Source organism: Nitrospira sp. KM1 (assembly GCF_011405515.1).
In the GTDB taxonomy this organism is placed as follows: Bacteria; Nitrospirota; Nitrospiria; order Nitrospirales; family Nitrospiraceae; genus Nitrospira_C.
Map to the genome: position 1 here is coordinate 301,890 of NZ_AP022671.1, position 15,420 is coordinate 317,309.

Here is a 15,420-nt window from a genome sequence, read left to right on the forward strand (position 1 = left end):
GATGACTGGTCCGCGCATACTCGCGCTGGATTATGGAACCAAGCGGGTCGGTGTTGCTCTCAGCGACGAGTTGAGATGGACGGCGCAACCCCTTGAAACATTTGAACGTCGCACGCTCGATCGTGACATCGCACATATTGCCTCGCTGGTTGAACTGCACGATGTGGGCCTCGTACTGCTCGGCCTCCCGTTACAATTGGACGGGCGAGAAGGCCCCGCAGTCGAAGCCATGCGGGAGTTCGTCGCCGGGCTCGAGAACGGTCTAACGGTTCCGCTCGTCCGATGGGACGAACGGATGACGACCAAAGCGGCTGAAGATTTGCTGATCGCAGCCGATGTGAGTAGAAAGAAGCGGAAGGGGGCGATTGATCGTGTCGCCGCCGCAATTCTGCTGCAAAGTTACCTGGCAAGCCTGGACAACCCGGAAGCAGAACCGGGAGGAGGGCTTGAGGAAGGAACGCTAGACACACCTCATGAGGTGGCGGAGTCTCCTCGCATGTCTCCTGATCGCAGGACTCGCGGCCGTGATCGGCGGGTATCTGACGATCAAATGGGCTAAGGGTCCCGCTGTTTCTCCATTACAACACCCTGCCCCCCGCATCATCACCATCCCTGACGGGTCGTCATTTCAACAAGTGGCCGCATTGCTCGAGCACGAGCGCCTCATAAAAAGCCGCTTGGCATTCATCCTATTGGGGCGATCACTCTCCGCGGATCGAAAGATCCGCTCCGGGGAGTACGAGCTCAATGCCGGAATGCCTCCCGCGGACATACTGGCTAAACTCATCAACGGGCAGGTCGTACTCCATCCGGTTACCATTCCTGAAGGCTTGACCATCGTCCAGATCGGGGACCTGCTTGCCCTCTACAATGTCACCGACCGTGGGGAGTTCCTCCGCTTGGCTCTCGACCGCGCCTACGCTGCATCGTTGGGAATCACCGCCGAGACGCTTGAAGGCTATCTCTACCCGGACACATACAAGTTCCCCCGCCAGGTCAAGGCAAAAGAAGTCCTGACGACGATGGTCGATCACTGGAAACAGGCGTTTGGCATCGATCTGCGCGCCCGCACCGTGGAGTTAAGGATGACGGTGCACGAGGTCATGACCTTGGCCTCGGTGATTGAAAAGGAAACAGGCGCCGGCCATGAACGGGCCGAGATCTCGGCGGTCTTTCACAACCGCCTGAGGAAGCACATTCCGCTGCAAAGCGATCCGACCGTGATTTACGGTCTGCCGGATTTTGACGGAAATATTCACAAAAAAGATCTTTCCAGCCCGAGTCCGTACAATACCTATCGGGTGCAGGGCTTACCTCCTGGACCGATTGCGAACCCCGGCATCCAAGCGATCCAGGCAGCGCTGTATCCCTCCGGGTCCCGCGCCTTGTACTTTGTTTCAAAAAATGACGGTACCCATCAATTTTCAAGCACGCTCGAGCAACACAACGAAGCGGTAGAAAAGTACCAAAAACGTCCGTTCAGGCGACAGCATCTCCGCCGCACCTAAAACCTGTCGTTTATCAAAGCCGACGAAATTGCTATAAAGGAGCACGATGAATCCAAAACCGTGGGATCTGCCTGCCCTGATCGACCACACGATACTCAGACCCGAAGCGACTCGGCCGGACATCTTGAAGATATGTCAGGAGGCGAGGGAGCTGGGCTTTGTTGTGATCTTCATTCCACCCTGTTATGCCAAAGAAGCTGCGGATGCCACGGCCGGCACTCGAATCCGGATCGGCATCCCGGTAGGTTTTCCCCTTGGAGGGCAGCGAACGGGAATAAAAGTCGCGGAAGCGGTGGATGGCGTCGATCAAGGGGCAACGATCCTGGACATGGTCGTCAACGTCAGCCGTCTGAAGTCCGGCGATTACGACGCGGTCCGCCAGGACATTTACGAAGTCGTACAGGCCACGCCTCGAGCGGAGCATAAAGTGATCATTGAAACCTGCTATTTGACCGACCAAGAGAAGTTAACCGCCTGCCGGCTGGTGGTTGAAGCCGGAGCCGACTATGTCAAGACATCGACGGGGTTTGGGCCGGCGGGGGCGACGGTTCCAGATGTGAGGTTATTGAAGGCAGCCGTGAATGGGAAGGCCAACGTGAAGGCATCAGGAGGAATAAGAGATTGGGCTGCCGCCGAAGCGTTACTTGCCGCCGGGGCTGACCGCATTGGAACGAGTGCGAGTCTGACGATCCTGGAACAGTGGAGAGCGGCTAAAACCGGAAAGTGAGTTTCCTCGCGCAATATTTCAGAGAATTCTTTTTGCCATAGACTTCGTATGATCAATCGAGTCTTTCTCTTTGTCATCGACGGAATGGGTGTCGGCGAGGCCCCGGATGCATCGAAGTACCAGCATGCGGGAGTAAACACTCTGGCCCATCTTGCCGACCGAGCGGGCGACCTTCATCTTCCGACATTGGAGTCACTGGGACTCGGACATGTGACGAATGCCAAAGGGTTGCGCCAGATGGCGCAGCCGCATGCCTGCTTCGGCCGGCTGGCCTTCTGCTCAACGGAGGTGGACTCGCTGACAGGAAATTGGGAAATCGCCGGCTGTGTGTACACATCCGACCGTCCGGTTTATGCAGAGCGCTTTCCGGACTCAATCATCACCGAAATCGATCGTATTTTCGGCCGGAATGTGCTGGGCAATACGGCGGCTTTCGGTCCCGAGGTTCTGCACCGGTATGGCAAGCAATCCATTTCTCACGCCGCTCCGATCATATGGACGGACGGACGCCGAAGCTGTCATATTGCCGCCCACGAGAGGGTGCTTCGCATCGAAGAGCTCTATCAGCATTGCCGCGAGGCACGAAAATCTCTGAAGGAAACCACCGGACTCATCAGAATTGTGGCGCACCCCCTTGAGGGCGAAGCAGCCGCGATCAGATTCAAGCCGGCAAGGCGAGACTTTGCCATCGAGCCACCCCATCAAACAATGCTGGACGTGTTGAACCGCGCAAGTCAGATTCTCATCGGTGTGGGAAAAATCGGAGATCTTTTCAGTGGGCGTGGGCTGACCCGTTCGACGCCGGTGACGTCATGGAGTGCGGCGTTCGATGAAGTGAAAGGGATGCTGACCAAGGTTCCCAGAGGTCTGATCTATGCCGGTCTCGACCTGTTCCATACCGGTCCGCATGAAACCGCGGCATCGCTGACGGAGTTTGACGGTCGTCTCCCCGAGCTACTCGAGCAATTGCGTCCCGGCGATCTCTTCATCCTGACCGGCGACCACGGACGAGACATGAGCAGGACGCCGTATTTGCCGACCCGTGAGTATGTGCCGCTCTTGGTCACAGGCCCGAAGCTGTCCCAAGGTGTGAATCTCGGAACGAGATCGAGCGCTGCCGACTTGGCTCAAACCATCGTCGAGGTGCTGCGTGGCGCACCGTTGCCGGTGGGCGACAGCTTTATTGACGCGCTTCAAGCCGGTTGATCACGACATTTCCACTCCGCCGTAGAATATTGACTCATAACAGAGGAGGCATGCCGAGTGTCGTACGAACGCAAATTGGATGAACTGAACATCACCTTGCCGCCGGCTCCAAAGCCGGTCGCCACCTACATTCCCGCAGTGCGCGCAGGGGAGCTGCTGTTCCTGTCCGGTGTCCTCCCGATGCGGGATGGTCAGTTGGCGTATAGCGGAAAACTCGGTCGTGAGCTGACGCTTGAGCAGGGGACGGAAGCTTCGAAACTCGCCCTGCTCAACGCGTTGGCCATTGCCCGCCAGGAATTAGGATCCCTGGACCAGATCGTACGGGTCGTCAAAGTTGTCGGCCATGTCGCTTCTGCCGAAGGATTCAATGACCAACCGCAGGTGCTCAATGGTGCGTCGGATCTTCTCGTAAAGATATTCGGTGAGGCCGGACGCCATGCTCGTGTCGCGATCGGAGCTGCGGAGCTGCCTCGAAAAGCGGCCGTTGAAATCGAGTTGATTCTGCACGTGTCCTAAACCGGGAAATCATCTCCGCGTGATAGGTCCGATCTCACGTTCATCGTCTTGACACGTTAAAAAACAGCTTGTTATAGTCGATTGTCCCTTCGGTCGGTTCACGTTGTACCCCCGATTTTCATCCTGCTCCGGTGCGCGGGGTTCTCGTGCCACGCGCAGGGATCATTTTCCCAACGACATAAGTCGGAGACTTAACCGGTAATGAACATCCATCTTCCTGCCTGTTGCATGGTACTTCTCCTGTCGTGGGGCGGTGAAGCCATCGCCGCAGGAGCATCCTCAAAACTCGAATTGCATCCACAAACCGGTGTTCCCGGCTCCACTGTGTCGATTGTCGGCAAAGGCCTGGGAGCGTTTAAGTCGGTCCAGGTGAATCGCGTGACGTTCGGTGGAGTGCCCGCATTAATCCAACGCTGGGACCCCGACGTCATCGAGGTGAAAGTTCCCTCCAAGGCCGCGACCGGCCCCGTGGTGGTGTCTATCGGCAAGAAGACTCTTCAAGCTGGAAGTTTTACGCTGGTCTATCCCAAGATCACATCCATACAACCGGCTGAAATCGAACCGGGGCACAGCGTAGAAATCCTCGGGGAGCATTTCGGCCTGACTGCGGGTCCGAGAGACCCGAATACGATGTTCGGGGTCAACGACGTCGTCGTCGGCGGTCTCGTCGTGCGTCCCAGGAGATGGAAGGACGACAGGATTGAAGTCGAAATTCCAGCGAATGCGACGTCGGGCGACATGGCCATACGTTTGGCTTCCTCCGATCCGCTCCCCGATGGCTCCTGCTGTACGCCGGTGGAGCATACAGTCAGCAACCGCGTCGCATTGACGTTGATTCCAAGCGTCCGGGTGGATCCGCTGAAAGGTCCGGTAGGCACCAAAGTAGTCTTGTTCGGTAAAGAATTCGGCGCTTCACAAGGGCAGGGGGACAGCGTCTCGTTTGGAGGCCATGCCGGCGTCATCGCACAATGGACCGATACCACGATCGTGACTCATCTGCCGGTCGATGCCGAAACGGGACCGGTGGTCTTGAGAGCTAACGGCCGCGACAGAACGGTCGGAACCTTTACCGTTCATATCCCAAAAGTCTCCGAGATCGTGCCGCCCGCGGCTCCTATCGGTACGCTGTTGAAGATCAAAGGCGAAAATTTCGGGATCTATTCGGAGAGCGGTGACAGTCCGTTCGCATTCGCCGATTTCAACACGGGCGAGAACCGGGTCGAAATAGGCGGAGTCCCTGCCGTCATTTATCGCTGGCAGAACGACCGCATCGATGTCTGGGTGCCATACAGCGCCAAGAGCGGTCCGGTGACCGTGTATCGCGGAGCGACAAAACCAAATGCCGACGGGTCCTGCTGCGCGACCAAGGGCGTACTCACGACGCCGGCCGGTACCTTCACGCTCGTTACGCCATCCATCGAGTCCTATGCACCGAAATCTGCAGGGTTGGATGAGCTTGTGACGATCAAAGGGGCTGGATTCGGGACCTTCTTGATGACCGCCGAACACGCCTATTTGGGGATCAATCAGAAAGCGTATAAACGGCGCGAAGACGTCGAACTCAATGAGAATGTCTCTCGTACGGAAGTCCTGTTCAATGGCATCGCCGCGCAGGTGGTGTCATGGACGGATAACGAGATTGTTGCACGCGTTCCGCATCGAAATCTCTATGGGGTCGGGAAAAAAGGAGAGTTCTTCGACAATCTCTCCAAAGGACCGCTTGTTGTCCGGCGCGGTTCCTGGGACATGTTGCCTGACGGCACCTGCTGTACGCCGAAGAAGTGGATTACGCTGGAGGCGGGGACGTTCACCATCGAGGCGAAGGGCATGCCCGATCCGACATACTTTGAGTCGATTCATCCGGAAGATCACACCTCGCAATGATGCTGCTGCAGCGAGTCAGCCTTGTGCTGGCAATCCTTTTCTCCGTTTCGATCGTCTCCGCCTCGGATGCCCCTCTCATGGTCACTCTCCAATCGACGCATACCGAATCGACTCTCCTGGGCCTGTATTTTCGCACCCCTCAATTGGGATGGTCGGTGGGTTCTGCCGGAACAATATTGAAAACAACCGATGGAGGGAAGCGGTGGAAAAAAGTCACCAGCGGCACCTCCGCCTTGTTGACGAACGTATTTTTCCTGGATGAGAAGAAGGGGTGGGTCGTCGGCGGAAACGGCACGATACGGGTGAGCCGTGACGGAGGAGAATCCTGGACTCCCCAGATTGCCGATACGCAGGTTCCGCTCTATGGAATGTCGTTTGTGTCGGCCGGCGAAGGGTGGGTCGTCGGCGGCAACGGCACGATCCTGCATACCACCGACGGAGGAGCGCAGTGGTCTGAACAGACGAGCAAGACGAACTCCGCGCTGTACTCCGTGCAATTTACCTCGGAGAAGCACGGTGTCGCCGTTGGAGCAGTCGGCACAGTTTTGGTCACTCAGGACGGAGGATCCACATGGCTTCCCTTGGAATCGCTCGGAGCCGTGACGTTTTTTGACGTGCATTTCTCGGACGCCGCCACGGGATGGGCCGTCGGAAATGCAGGAGCCCTTTTTCAGACCACGGATGCCGGGCAGCATTGGATAGACCGGACGCTGCCTTGTTCCAGAACTTGCACGAAACTCACGGATCTGCTGCACATCCGTTTTACCGACGCCCAGACCGGATGGATCGTCGGTGAACGAGGCATGCTGTATCGAACATCCGATAGCGGATACACCTGGCAGGAGCACGGTTCGATCGCGAAGGTATCGCTCTTCAATCTTTCATTCCCCGACCCGTCGCATGCATGGGCGAGCGGAGATAAGGGCACGATCGTGCAGTTGAAGATCGGAAAGTAACCGGGCTCGGCCTCCTGTACACTCCCGCACCTCATCCCCCTACTACACTTCATCTCAGCTCGTTTGTGCAACTCGTTCCATTCCCTGCTTTGCAGAAATGAAATGGACCATCAACCAATGCTCGCCGTCGTGAAGCACGACCCCTTCGGCTCAGCAAGTCCAGGACCGGATTCGAACGCAAGTCGCGGGCTTAGTGTCCGAGTTGTCTACAACCCTTCCAGCCACGCCCGCCAATTGAAGATCCTCAATTCAGAACGTTGGCAATAAAAAATGGACTAGGTTGTTTCCGTAGGACCTGTTCCGTCACACTCTGCCGCTACAATCCGGAGCTCAAAGACGACGGAGGTATAGAGCCATGAAGAATTTGCAGGGCCATGAAGACGGATTCATCTACATCAACTGGAGAGGTAAATCCTTCACGATCGACGAACGGTACGCGGAGGGATTGAGAAATTACCTGGTCGAAGAAGCCGGGTGTACCCCGCAAGAGGTATCGGATATCACGTCTGAAAAGCTTATAAGGGATGTGCCTGCCATAGAGTCGATTCGGAGGCTCGTTCAACTGGAGGAGATGTGGGAGATGCCGGATGCCAAGACGGACCGATAAACACAGTGTGAAGAGCACGGAGCACTCAGGACGTAATGAGCGCAAGGACCTAAACCCTGGAGCGCGAATGGTGCGGATGATCCGGACCCTTTGCTCTCGCGGGATGACCAGAGCTGAATTGGAAGAGGAGTTCCAAGTCGATCGGCGGCATATTTATGACTACCTTCAGGCCATCGAGCAACTGGGGTATGTATTCGAGGATCACGATGGAACCGGTGAACGGCTCTGGCGCATCGACGGCGGTTACCTGGGAATCAAACCTGAGCCGGCGAGTATTGCCGAACTCATGGCGTTCTATCTCGCCAAGGCCCATATCGACTATCTGTCCGGAACTCCGTTTATAGCCGACCTCGAGAGACTGAGCCGGAAGATAGAGGCAGGCCTTCCCGAAAAGACTGCCGCCAAGATCAAACAGATGGTGCAGGTGTTTCTTCCTGCCCAACGCCCCCAACGATCTTACGCCAAGCAGAACGAGATTCTTTCAGAATTACAGAAGGGCTTGCTCTTTCAACGGCCGGTTCGGATTACCCATCGTGCTCTGAGCTATCCCAAGCCGGTCGCCCATCATGTCGAGCCATATGGTTTACAGCTCTTTGATTACGGTCTATACCTCGTCGGCTATTCCGACCGAGCCAAGGACTTTCGGCGTTTTGCCATCGAGCGAATTCAATCGGCAAAGGCGGACATGACTGCCGATCCATTTACCGTCAGGCCTGAGTACCAGCAGCGCCTGAAGTCCAGAAAAGCCTTCGGCCTGATCGAGGATGATGTAATGGACGTGAAAGTCCAATTCTCAAAAGAAGTCGCCGACTACTTCAAAGAGCGGCAATGGCACCCGACGCAGAAGGTGAAGCAGCTCAAAACGGCGATGTCATTGTGTCGTTTCAAGCAGGAGGGATGGATGAGATTGTGTCGTGGATTTTGTCATGGGGTAGCCATGCCAGAGTTCTGAGTCCTTCTACACTTATCGAGGCAATTAAAAGCCATCTCCGAGAAATGGACCGACAGTATACATAACTAGCAGGAGACAAAGGAGTCGTCATGGCAACGAAGTGCAAATATTGCGGGTCACCTGCCTTCGGTTCTGGTTGCTATGCCAGCCCGCACAAACACCATGAGCATACTGGAGTAGATGGCAACCATTGCATCTTTTGCGGATCTGTGACATATGGCCTTTGGGTGTTTTAATTCTCCCTCGAAAGCCCATCGGCATGGGAGTGACGGGCGTAAGTGCGTGTATTGCGGTTCTACCGCAATGGGCGCCGGATGTTTCTATAGTCCACAGAAAACTCACGAACGCTAAAGAATCAGAATGCAGTGGGAATGAGATCAATCGTGGGTGCTTGTCGTGGGGAGCGAGTGCTAAGGTACTGACACCTCCAGCATTGATCAACAGCATTGCCGAAGAATTGAAAGAAATACGACGCAATTATGATATGAATCCAAATAGTCTGCTGAAAGTCAATTGATATGAACTTAAATATTTGGGAAGCCATAGAATCTTGGACGGAAGAGTGGAAGACACTTGATGGAATTGTTCGCAAGCAGTTCGCCAACCTTCTGCAATGTTCTGATCGTGTCTTAAGTCCTTTATCCGACCCCTTTAATTTGAACCTTGAAGCAACTCGTCTGTTTTCAGCGGCTCGAGAAGAAACATATTCGGACTGGCTGGCTCTGATACTTAAGGATTTAGCCTCTACTCTTGGGGCCATGACAGCTACTCGGCGGATTCTCGGCGTTAATGATGAGAAGTTGCATGAGCTTAGTGGTGACTTTGAGGTAAAACGTGAACAGGTAGTGCCGCATGGTCACGAAGGACATGCTGGCAGGGTCGACATCTTGATCTTCTATAATTCCACTAAACATGTTCTCCTCATTGAGGTAAAAAGTACACCATTGGGCGAGGAGGACTCGGGTCTGAAAAAAAAAATAGTGGCTATATTGCATCGCTCAAGGAGCTATACCCTAATTTTGAACCACTCGAGCCAATACTTTTAGTAACAGATGCGCTGGTCTCAAAGGATAAGGACTTTCGTGTAATTACGTGGCTCTATGTGTCGAAAAATTTGCGTTCGCTAGCTTCTGATCACGCCGTACTTAAGAAGCAACCATTATTAGCTGCTTTAATGCTTCTGTTTGCGGGAATCATCGAACAAACACTATATAGATTTTCGTGTGTCACCGGACCAACGATAAAGAGGCCACATATAAAAGCCATTACATATCTTCGGGAATGCATCACGGATCTGAATAAGGAAGGAATAACAATGCTCGAAACGAAAGTGACAACCAGCACCGTCAGCATTTTGTGAAAGAGGGGGTGCGATTGTATTCCCAGACGCTCTCTGCAATCAAGGATTTCAGGCAGGAGATTCTTGACCGCAGCAAAAAGGTAGTGGAAAGCAACTTGTCCGATCTAGCGAGTGCCATCGATTATGATTTGAATCCCACCAAAATAGTTCCATACAAGTATGAGCATCCTGAAGGAAAATGGATTGCGAGTAGGATTGTCCTCGAGAAATACGGCATAAATTTTTACTTCGGAATGATTTGGAAGGTCAATCCGCACAGACAGATCGATTCCCAATTTGTAGTAACAGTCATGGATGTTAGGTCGAAAGACAAAGCAAGCGTATTGCTGGATTTTGCAAGAAAATGTAATACCTTAAGCAGATCAAATCGTATTTGCTTGTATTTACCCCATGAAGTCGCACTAGATGAGGAAATACGATACGACGATTTTCATCTATTTGAGCAGACGCTTGAAGGGCTGATCAAAGAATGGATAAAGATTTGGAAAGCTTTTGGAGGCACACGGGCTCTGGGCTTTGATGCGACTTCACCAAAGCAGAATGTCCCCTAATAATTCCTAACCTCACGATGTGCATTCGAGCATATGATCATCTCATCTGACCTAATCCGTCACACCCTTATGCTAGGCTCTCTTCCGTCAAGGGGAGAGCCACATGCCTGCACTTCGCGCGATCAATCATAAGTTTCAAAGCTGCATATTTGCCGTTGTAATTGCGGCAAGCATGCTTTCCGGCTGCGCCTCGACCAGCACGCTGATCGACGGCCGATTTCCCACGGCTATAGGACCCGGCGTCGCTGTCGAGCATGGACTGAGCCTTGCCGTGTGGCTGGAAGATCAATGCGAAAGTGAGGAGGACGGATGGAGAGACTTTGACAGTGCTGGAAGATCTTTATGACGGACTTCTCATTCCCACGGAAATGCTGTTCGCCGTGGCGGCTGTCACTGTCCTGGGAACAGCCTGGAGTCTGTATGACCGGCTGACACTTCCAGCAGGCGAGCCGCTCCCTAATCGGCCGGGAACGATTATTAATTATATCAACCCGCATCGTGCTGGACCGGCTATGCGGACGAGCCCTCATGGCCCCATGACGGTTACGTGGTTCGGGTGCTCGTCGGCCTATGGGGAAAATGGAAAGCCGCATCGCCGCTAGGTTTGTAGGTCGTGAACAGGTCTTTTCAAAACCCCTGGAGCTATGACCTCTTCTGTCAGACCTCCATGCTGGGCTTTCTCCATGAACAGATGAACACTACAGTCGTTTGATACTGATTTCGACAAGGAGATAGAACGATGGGCTGTCTCGTATTCACCGACCTTCTCCAATTTGTCGAGGAGTTCAAACACGCTCGCCCGTATACCGAGCGGAATGTGATTCGAATAGCTGAATCGCAGCATGAAGGGTTTTGGTGGTATACGGCCGCGATGAGGATGAACATGACCGTGAGCTTCAAGGCATGACGAGCGATCTTGCAGGCCTTCAGGAGGCTTGCCGCGACCTGGGTCTTGAAATCCGCTGCGGCATCTTAGAGGAGATACCGGCGCTCCAATATTAGGAGGTGTGATGAGTCAATCATTCTTCTTAAACCAGCATATTCAAGAGTTTGCCTCGGCTCATCCTCTCGAAGATGGCTGGAGGGTGTACGAGCTTCCCGACGAAGCGGCATGCAGACTGTCGTTCCATTATCTCTTGGATTTCATTCAGTCCTGTCATCCTGAGTGTCTGAAGCGTCGGATTGCCATGAAGTGCGTTGCGGAAGGGGAATTGCGGGTGAGGCCTTGTGATGAAGAAATAGAAGTGCCTCACAAAGAGGTAGAGTGCGGAAGAGAATTGCAATCTGATGGATGGTTTGGTCAGGTAGACATGGAATGGGTCGGATATGGCATCCATTTCAAGAGCCTTCCTATTATGACGGCGGGCGGATATCCGACCGTGTATCACGTGGCTACACAGTCGAATATCGCGCTGCGCCTTTTTATTCGTGAGCTGGAGTGTTATGGGCGAACAAGGGAGAAAGGCCATATTACGGTCATGAACGGACCTGATATCCCTATCACGCCAGTTGAATGGGACGATATCATGTTGCCGCACGGACTTCTTGATGCCATTCGATCCAATGTTACAAGCTTCTTCGAGAATGGAGACCGGTATAAACAACTTGGCATCCCGCATCGACGCGGGCTTCTTTTCGCCGGCCCCCCTGGCTGTGGCAAGACAGTGACCTTGAAGGCGCTGGCCTACCATACTCGAGTGAAGGTCATCACACTGCTTGGCAAATCGAACATCGATGATGCCGAGATCGAGAACACGCTGGAACTTGCCGCCAGATGCACTCCGGCCATCGTTCTCTTTGAGGATCTGGACAAACTCCTCATGGGCAAATACGTATCGCTGTCATACTTCCTTAATCTATTGGATGGACTCAAGGTTCTCAATGGCGTCCTGGTGATCGCAACATGCAATGAGCCTGAGAAATTGGATCCGGCTCTTTTGTATCGTCCTAGCCGGTTCGATCGCATATGGACGTTCCCTGTGCCGGCCAAAGAACAGCGTCTGATGCTACTTGAAAAACGTGGACAGGGATACTTCTCTCGGCATGTGCTTCAAGAGGTCGCCGAAAGGTCTCAAGGGTTTTCCATGGCCTATGTACAGGAGATCGTCGTCAATGCGCTTCTTGAGTCAGCGCACAATGGAACGACGCCGACCGATTCGGATCTGCTACGGAGTCTCAAAACGCTACGGTCACAGCGAAAAAATATTACAAAAAAGCTCGATTCATTGGCGGAGTCCGACGGAGTCGGATTTGCCTTGTCGAGTCACGTCGAAATATCTTGATTCCAGAGGTAGCCGTCTACCGGCTTTCCCCAACTCAAGAGTATTTAGAAAGGTGGTTAAACCGCGTCGATGCGTGCCGTGATGAGGCCAATAACCGTATTCTGGAGGTCACGGTCAACGGGCATGCCGATGCGATCGTAACGGGCGATACGGATTTGCTCAGTCTCAATCCCTTTCGCGAGATCCGCATTATGAATGCCCGCGGACTTCATGAAATAGTCCTGTCGATCTGCCGCCCAGCCATGGTACAGGAGCGAGGGCGTTTTGAGCTGGCTAGCCTGGCTGCGGGTTGAGAGAAGCCGGCGACCTTGTCTTTCATGTATTGCTTTAGTAGTGTCCAGTTAACTCCAGGTGGAAAGTAAAAAGATCTGTCCATTCAGGCCGTCGCTAAGCTGATGGCCCGGACAGCCTTTTTGTACGTCTGGCGCCGAGTGCGATTTCAAGAGCAGTTTCGAGCCGGATGACGCGGCCGGTGAGATCTTCGATATGAAGCTGCTGTTTGGCGACGGTCTCGGTGAGTTGCTCGATTTTGTCGGCCAGCTTGATGGTTCTGGCAAATGCATCCCAGACCCGTTCCATGAGACCCATGCTCAGCGCTTCCTTCGAGATTTTTCGAGAGCTTGGATACGCGTTTCCGATTCCGCAACCAGCGCTAATGTCTTATCGATGGCTTGAATCGCCCTTTGAACTGCTCGCGTCACCTGTTTGGCGAATTGCTCCGACATGGCTGCATCTTCCGCGGGAGAAAATCGCTCACCTCCTTGGCGAAGCAGCTCGCCCATGGTCAAGTTGGCGGCTTTGGCTTTGCGGGCAAGACGGCGCTTTTGCGCCGGACTCATCAGAACGGGGACTTGGACACTGGGCTGGTTCATAAAGAGAAATCTTTGACGATATACATAAGATGTATCTCAAATTATGTACATGGCGTCGAGCAGGCGTTCCGCCTGCTAGCCCAATTCTCCCAGTCTCGATTGAACGATGCTCAGAGCTGCAATTGCCGCGGTTTCGGCCCGGAGAACCCTCGAGCCGAGAGTGATCAGCCTGTACCCTCGCTCTTGCATGAGCTTTGGTTCTTCATCGTCCCATCCACCTTCAGGTCCGATCAACAGCATGACTGTCTGATCCGATCCGCTCGGGAGCGGCACTGACGTGAGAGACGATTCGGACGACCGTTCGACCAGCATGAGTTTCTGGGCGGAAGGTAGCGCTGCTTCCGCCTTGGACAGATCGGTCGGCGCGGCGATCGTTGGAACGGTCCACCGTTCGGACTGTTGCGCGGCTTCGAGCGCGATTCGTCGCCATCTTTCCAGCTGATGTTCGATTCGGTCCGGCTGAATTTTGACGACGGCATGTTTTGCCCGAATAGGAATGATGGAGTCCACGCCCAGCTCGGTGGCTTTTTGGATAACCCACTCCATTTTGTCCCCTTTGAGGAGGGCTTGGACCAAGACAAGTGATGGACTGGTTCGAACTGGTGTCGCGATCGTTTCGACGATCCGGCTTTCGAGGCCTTGCGCGCCGATGCCGGTCACTCTGGTTCGGTAGCGCCCGCGGCGGTCATCCGTAATCAGCAGATCGTCTCCGACTTTAAGCCGCAGGACATCGCGCACGTGATGGAGCAGGGGGCCGGAAATTCGAACGAGCGGATGAGCGACTGCAGTGGATGTCACGAAAAAGGTGGGCATAGAAACCGACCGAAGGAGAGGTATGAATAACGACTTCCGGCTTATTCGAAGAACGTCTTCATTTTATCGAAGAAGCCGTCGCCGTCGGCCTCCATCGACATCCCGCTTTCTTTGGCAAATTCAGTAAGCAGTTCCTTTTGACGGGCGGTCAGCTTGGTGGGGATTTGAATCTTCATGGTATAGACTTGATCCCCGGTTGATTTGTCCTTCAGGCTCGGGATGCCCAGACCCTTCAGGCGCAGGATCTTGTCGTGCTGTGTCCCCGCAGGAACTTTGATGACCGTCGTCCCCTTTAAGGTCGGAACTTCGATTTTTCCACCGAGCGCTGCGGTAAGAAAGCTGATTGGAACATCGCAGAGGATGTCGGAACCCTTGCGCTGGAACACTTGGTGCGCCTTGACGGAAATCGCCACATAGAGGTCGCCGGGAGGTCCCCCGTTGACCCCATGCTCTCCCTCGTTGGAAAGCCGCAGCCGCATGCCGGTCTCGATTCCTGCCGGAATATGCACCGCGATCGTCCGTTCCCGATAGATGCGTTGTCGTCCTTGGCATACCGGACAGGGTTCGGTGATGATCTTACCGGCCCCCTCGCATTGACCGCAGGGCCTGCTCACGCTAAAAAACCCCTGTTGGAGTCTGATCTGTCCGGCCCCTTTGCAACTCGGACAGGTCTTGAGCGAGGAACCGGCCTTGGCTCCCGTGCCCTTGCAGTCAAGACAGGATTCCCACCGGGGAATTTTCAGCTTGGCTTCTTTGCCGTATACGGATTCTTCAAATGTGATCTCGAGATTGTATTGCAGGTCGTTGCCGCGTTCCGCACGTGTTCCTCCGCGTTGGCCGCCGAAGAAATCCTCGAAGATGTCGTTGAACACATCTCCGAATCCGCCGCCACGGCCGAAGTCAAATCCTTCGAAACCGGCACCGCCTTGCGAGCCGGCATGGCCGAACATGTCGTAGCGTTTCCGCTTCTCCTGGTCGCTGAGGTGCTCGTACGCTTCGTTGATCTCTTTGAATTTTTCTTCCGACTGCTTTTTTTGCTGTTCGCCGGTATGGAGGTCGGGATGATACTGGCGGGCGAGCTTCCGGTAAGCCTTTTTGACGTCGTCGTCTGAAGCGGTTCGATCGACTCCTAGCGTTTCGTAATAATCCCGTTTGGACACAAGTATCGTCGCTCCGTGAATGATCG

19 protein-coding genes and 1 pseudogene are annotated in these 15,420 nt (G+C 54.2%); 16 read left to right on the forward strand and 4 right to left on the reverse strand.

Going from position 1 to position 15,420, the window contains the following annotated elements; genetic code table 11:
• Window position 1: 1 nt before the first annotated feature.
• The 16 genes and pseudogenes from ruvX to W02_RS21925 all read left to right on the forward strand — a co-directional run bounded on the left by ruvX (window position 2) and on the right by W02_RS21925 (window position 12,842).
• Complete coding sequence (gene ruvX / locus W02_RS01385; RefSeq protein ID WP_173044071.1) at window positions 2-559, forward strand: Holliday junction resolvase RuvX; 558 nt, start codon at window positions 2-4, stop codon at window positions 557-559.
• Window positions 525-1,508 carry an endolytic transglycosylase MltG gene (gene mltG, locus W02_RS01390; protein WP_232068617.1) on the forward strand — a complete coding sequence of 328 codons (984 nt, stop codon included), beginning with the start codon at window positions 525-527 and terminating at the stop codon, window positions 1,506-1,508. The genes ruvX and mltG overlap by 35 nt, the downstream gene beginning before the upstream one ends.
• Window positions 1,509-1,554: 46 nt before the next feature.
• Window positions 1,555-2,235, forward strand: coding sequence for a deoxyribose-phosphate aldolase (deoC, locus tag W02_RS01395; RefSeq protein WP_173044074.1), 681 nt, complete (start codon window positions 1,555-1,557; stop codon window positions 2,233-2,235).
• A 48-nt stretch (window positions 2,236-2,283) separates the two neighbouring features.
• On the forward strand, window positions 2,284-3,441 hold the full coding sequence (locus W02_RS01400) for a phosphopentomutase (RefSeq protein ID WP_173044076.1): 1,158 nt from the start codon (window positions 2,284-2,286) through the stop codon (window positions 3,439-3,441).
• A 57-nt stretch (window positions 3,442-3,498) separates the two neighbouring features.
• On the forward strand, window positions 3,499-3,957 hold the full coding sequence (locus tag W02_RS01405; RefSeq protein ID WP_173044078.1) for a RidA family protein: 459 nt from the start codon (window positions 3,499-3,501) through the stop codon (window positions 3,955-3,957).
• Between the two features lie 201 nt (window positions 3,958-4,158).
• A complete protein-coding gene (locus tag W02_RS01410; protein WP_173044080.1) occupies window positions 4,159-5,841 on the forward strand; it encodes an IPT/TIG domain-containing protein in 1,683 nt (560 codons plus the stop codon).
• Window positions 5,838-6,797 (forward strand): YCF48-related protein, encoded by a 960-nt coding sequence (locus W02_RS01415; RefSeq protein WP_173044082.1) that lies wholly within the window; start codon window positions 5,838-5,840, stop codon window positions 6,795-6,797. Before W02_RS01410 ends, W02_RS01415 begins: the two co-directional genes overlap by 4 nt.
• A 355-nt stretch (window positions 6,798-7,152) precedes the next feature.
• The gene (locus tag W02_RS01420; protein WP_173044084.1) at window positions 7,153-7,404 is read left to right on the forward strand and encodes a hypothetical protein; all 252 of its coding nucleotides are present in this window, start codon (window positions 7,153-7,155) and stop codon (window positions 7,402-7,404) included.
• A gap of 415 nt (window positions 7,405-7,819) precedes the next feature.
• Window positions 7,820-8,421, forward strand: a pseudogene (locus W02_RS21920) (helix-turn-helix transcriptional regulator).
• A gap of 453 nt (window positions 8,422-8,874) precedes the next feature.
• The gene (locus tag W02_RS01430) at window positions 8,875-9,402 is read left to right on the forward strand and encodes a hypothetical protein (RefSeq protein WP_173044089.1); all 528 of its coding nucleotides are present in this window, start codon (window positions 8,875-8,877) and stop codon (window positions 9,400-9,402) included.
• Between the two features lie 328 nt (window positions 9,403-9,730).
• A complete protein-coding gene (locus W02_RS01435; RefSeq protein ID WP_173044091.1) occupies window positions 9,731-10,267 on the forward strand; it encodes a hypothetical protein in 537 nt (178 codons plus the stop codon).
• 103 nt (window positions 10,268-10,370) lie between these two features.
• Window positions 10,371-10,613 carry a hypothetical protein gene (locus tag W02_RS01440; protein ID WP_173044093.1) on the forward strand — a complete coding sequence of 81 codons (243 nt, stop codon included), beginning with the start codon at window positions 10,371-10,373 and terminating at the stop codon, window positions 10,611-10,613.
• Window positions 10,594-10,869, forward strand: coding sequence for a hypothetical protein (locus W02_RS01445; protein ID WP_173044095.1), 276 nt, complete (start codon window positions 10,594-10,596; stop codon window positions 10,867-10,869). Before W02_RS01440 ends, W02_RS01445 begins: the two co-directional genes overlap by 20 nt.
• Window positions 10,870-11,006: 137 nt before the next feature.
• Window positions 11,007-11,174 (forward strand): hypothetical protein, encoded by a 168-nt coding sequence (locus tag W02_RS01450; RefSeq protein ID WP_173044097.1) that lies wholly within the window; start codon window positions 11,007-11,009, stop codon window positions 11,172-11,174.
• Window positions 11,175-11,277: 103 nt separating this feature from the next.
• Window positions 11,278-12,549: an ATP-binding protein gene (locus tag W02_RS01455; RefSeq protein ID WP_173044099.1), complete on the forward strand. Its 1,272-nt coding sequence runs from the start codon at window positions 11,278-11,280 to the stop codon at window positions 12,547-12,549.
• Complete coding sequence (locus tag W02_RS21925) at window positions 12,546-12,842, forward strand: putative toxin-antitoxin system toxin component, PIN family (protein WP_197742105.1); 297 nt, start codon at window positions 12,546-12,548, stop codon at window positions 12,840-12,842. The genes W02_RS01455 and W02_RS21925 overlap by 4 nt, the downstream gene beginning before the upstream one ends.
• A gap of 94 nt (window positions 12,843-12,936) precedes the next feature.
• Here the strand turns inward: W02_RS21925 and W02_RS01465 are convergent, their stop codons facing one another.
• From W02_RS01465 to dnaJ, 4 genes are all read right to left on the reverse strand, one after another.
• Window positions 12,937-13,137, reverse strand: coding sequence for a hypothetical protein (locus W02_RS01465; RefSeq protein WP_173044101.1), 201 nt, complete (start codon window positions 13,135-13,137; stop codon window positions 12,937-12,939).
• A 2-nt stretch (window positions 13,138-13,139) separates the two neighbouring features.
• Window positions 13,140-13,421: a hypothetical protein gene (locus W02_RS01470; protein WP_173044103.1), complete on the reverse strand. Its 282-nt coding sequence runs from the start codon at window positions 13,419-13,421 to the stop codon at window positions 13,140-13,142.
• Between the two features lie 75 nt (window positions 13,422-13,496).
• Entirely contained in the window at window positions 13,497-14,234 is a 738-nt protein-coding gene (locus W02_RS01475) for a 16S rRNA (uracil(1498)-N(3))-methyltransferase (RefSeq protein WP_173044105.1), read from the reverse strand.
• Window positions 14,235-14,275: 41 nt separating this feature from the next.
• Window positions 14,276-15,394: a molecular chaperone DnaJ gene (gene dnaJ / locus W02_RS01480; RefSeq protein WP_197742106.1), complete on the reverse strand. Its 1,119-nt coding sequence runs from the start codon at window positions 15,392-15,394 to the stop codon at window positions 14,276-14,278.
• Between the last annotated feature and the right edge of the window lie 26 nt (window positions 15,395-15,420).

What these genes read in the sequence shown, in the direction of transcription:
- ruvX (WP_173044071.1), top strand. Translation starts at nt 2, where the DNA reads ATGACTGGTCCGCGCATACTCGCGCTGGATTATGGAACCAAGCGGGTC.
- deoC (WP_173044074.1), top strand. Translation starts at nt 1,555, where the DNA reads ATGAATCCAAAACCGTGGGATCTGCCTGCCCTGATCGACCACACGATA.
- W02_RS01400 (WP_173044076.1), top strand. Translation starts at nt 2,284, where the DNA reads ATGATCAATCGAGTCTTTCTCTTTGTCATCGACGGAATGGGTGTCGGC.
- W02_RS01410 (WP_173044080.1), top strand. Translation starts at nt 4,159, where the DNA reads ATGAACATCCATCTTCCTGCCTGTTGCATGGTACTTCTCCTGTCGTGG.
- W02_RS01415 (WP_173044082.1), top strand. Translation starts at nt 5,838, where the DNA reads ATGATGCTGCTGCAGCGAGTCAGCCTTGTGCTGGCAATCCTTTTCTCC.
- W02_RS01420 (WP_173044084.1), top strand. Translation starts at nt 7,153, where the DNA reads ATGAAGAATTTGCAGGGCCATGAAGACGGATTCATCTACATCAACTGG.
- W02_RS01430 (WP_173044089.1), top strand. Translation starts at nt 8,875, where the DNA reads ATGAACTTAAATATTTGGGAAGCCATAGAATCTTGGACGGAAGAGTGG.
- W02_RS01440 (WP_173044093.1), top strand. Translation starts at nt 10,371, where the DNA reads ATGCCTGCACTTCGCGCGATCAATCATAAGTTTCAAAGCTGCATATTT.
- W02_RS01450 (WP_173044097.1), top strand. Translation starts at nt 11,007, where the DNA reads ATGGGCTGTCTCGTATTCACCGACCTTCTCCAATTTGTCGAGGAGTTC.
- W02_RS01455 (WP_173044099.1), top strand. Translation starts at nt 11,278, where the DNA reads ATGAGTCAATCATTCTTCTTAAACCAGCATATTCAAGAGTTTGCCTCG.
- W02_RS01465 (WP_173044101.1), bottom strand. Translation starts at nt 13,137, where the DNA reads ATGGGTCTCATGGAACGGGTCTGGGATGCATTTGCCAGAACCATCAAG.
- W02_RS01470 (WP_173044103.1), bottom strand. Translation starts at nt 13,421, where the DNA reads ATGAACCAGCCCAGTGTCCAAGTCCCCGTTCTGATGAGTCCGGCGCAA.
- W02_RS01475 (WP_173044105.1), bottom strand. Translation starts at nt 14,234, where the DNA reads ATGCCCACCTTTTTCGTGACATCCACTGCAGTCGCTCATCCGCTCGTT.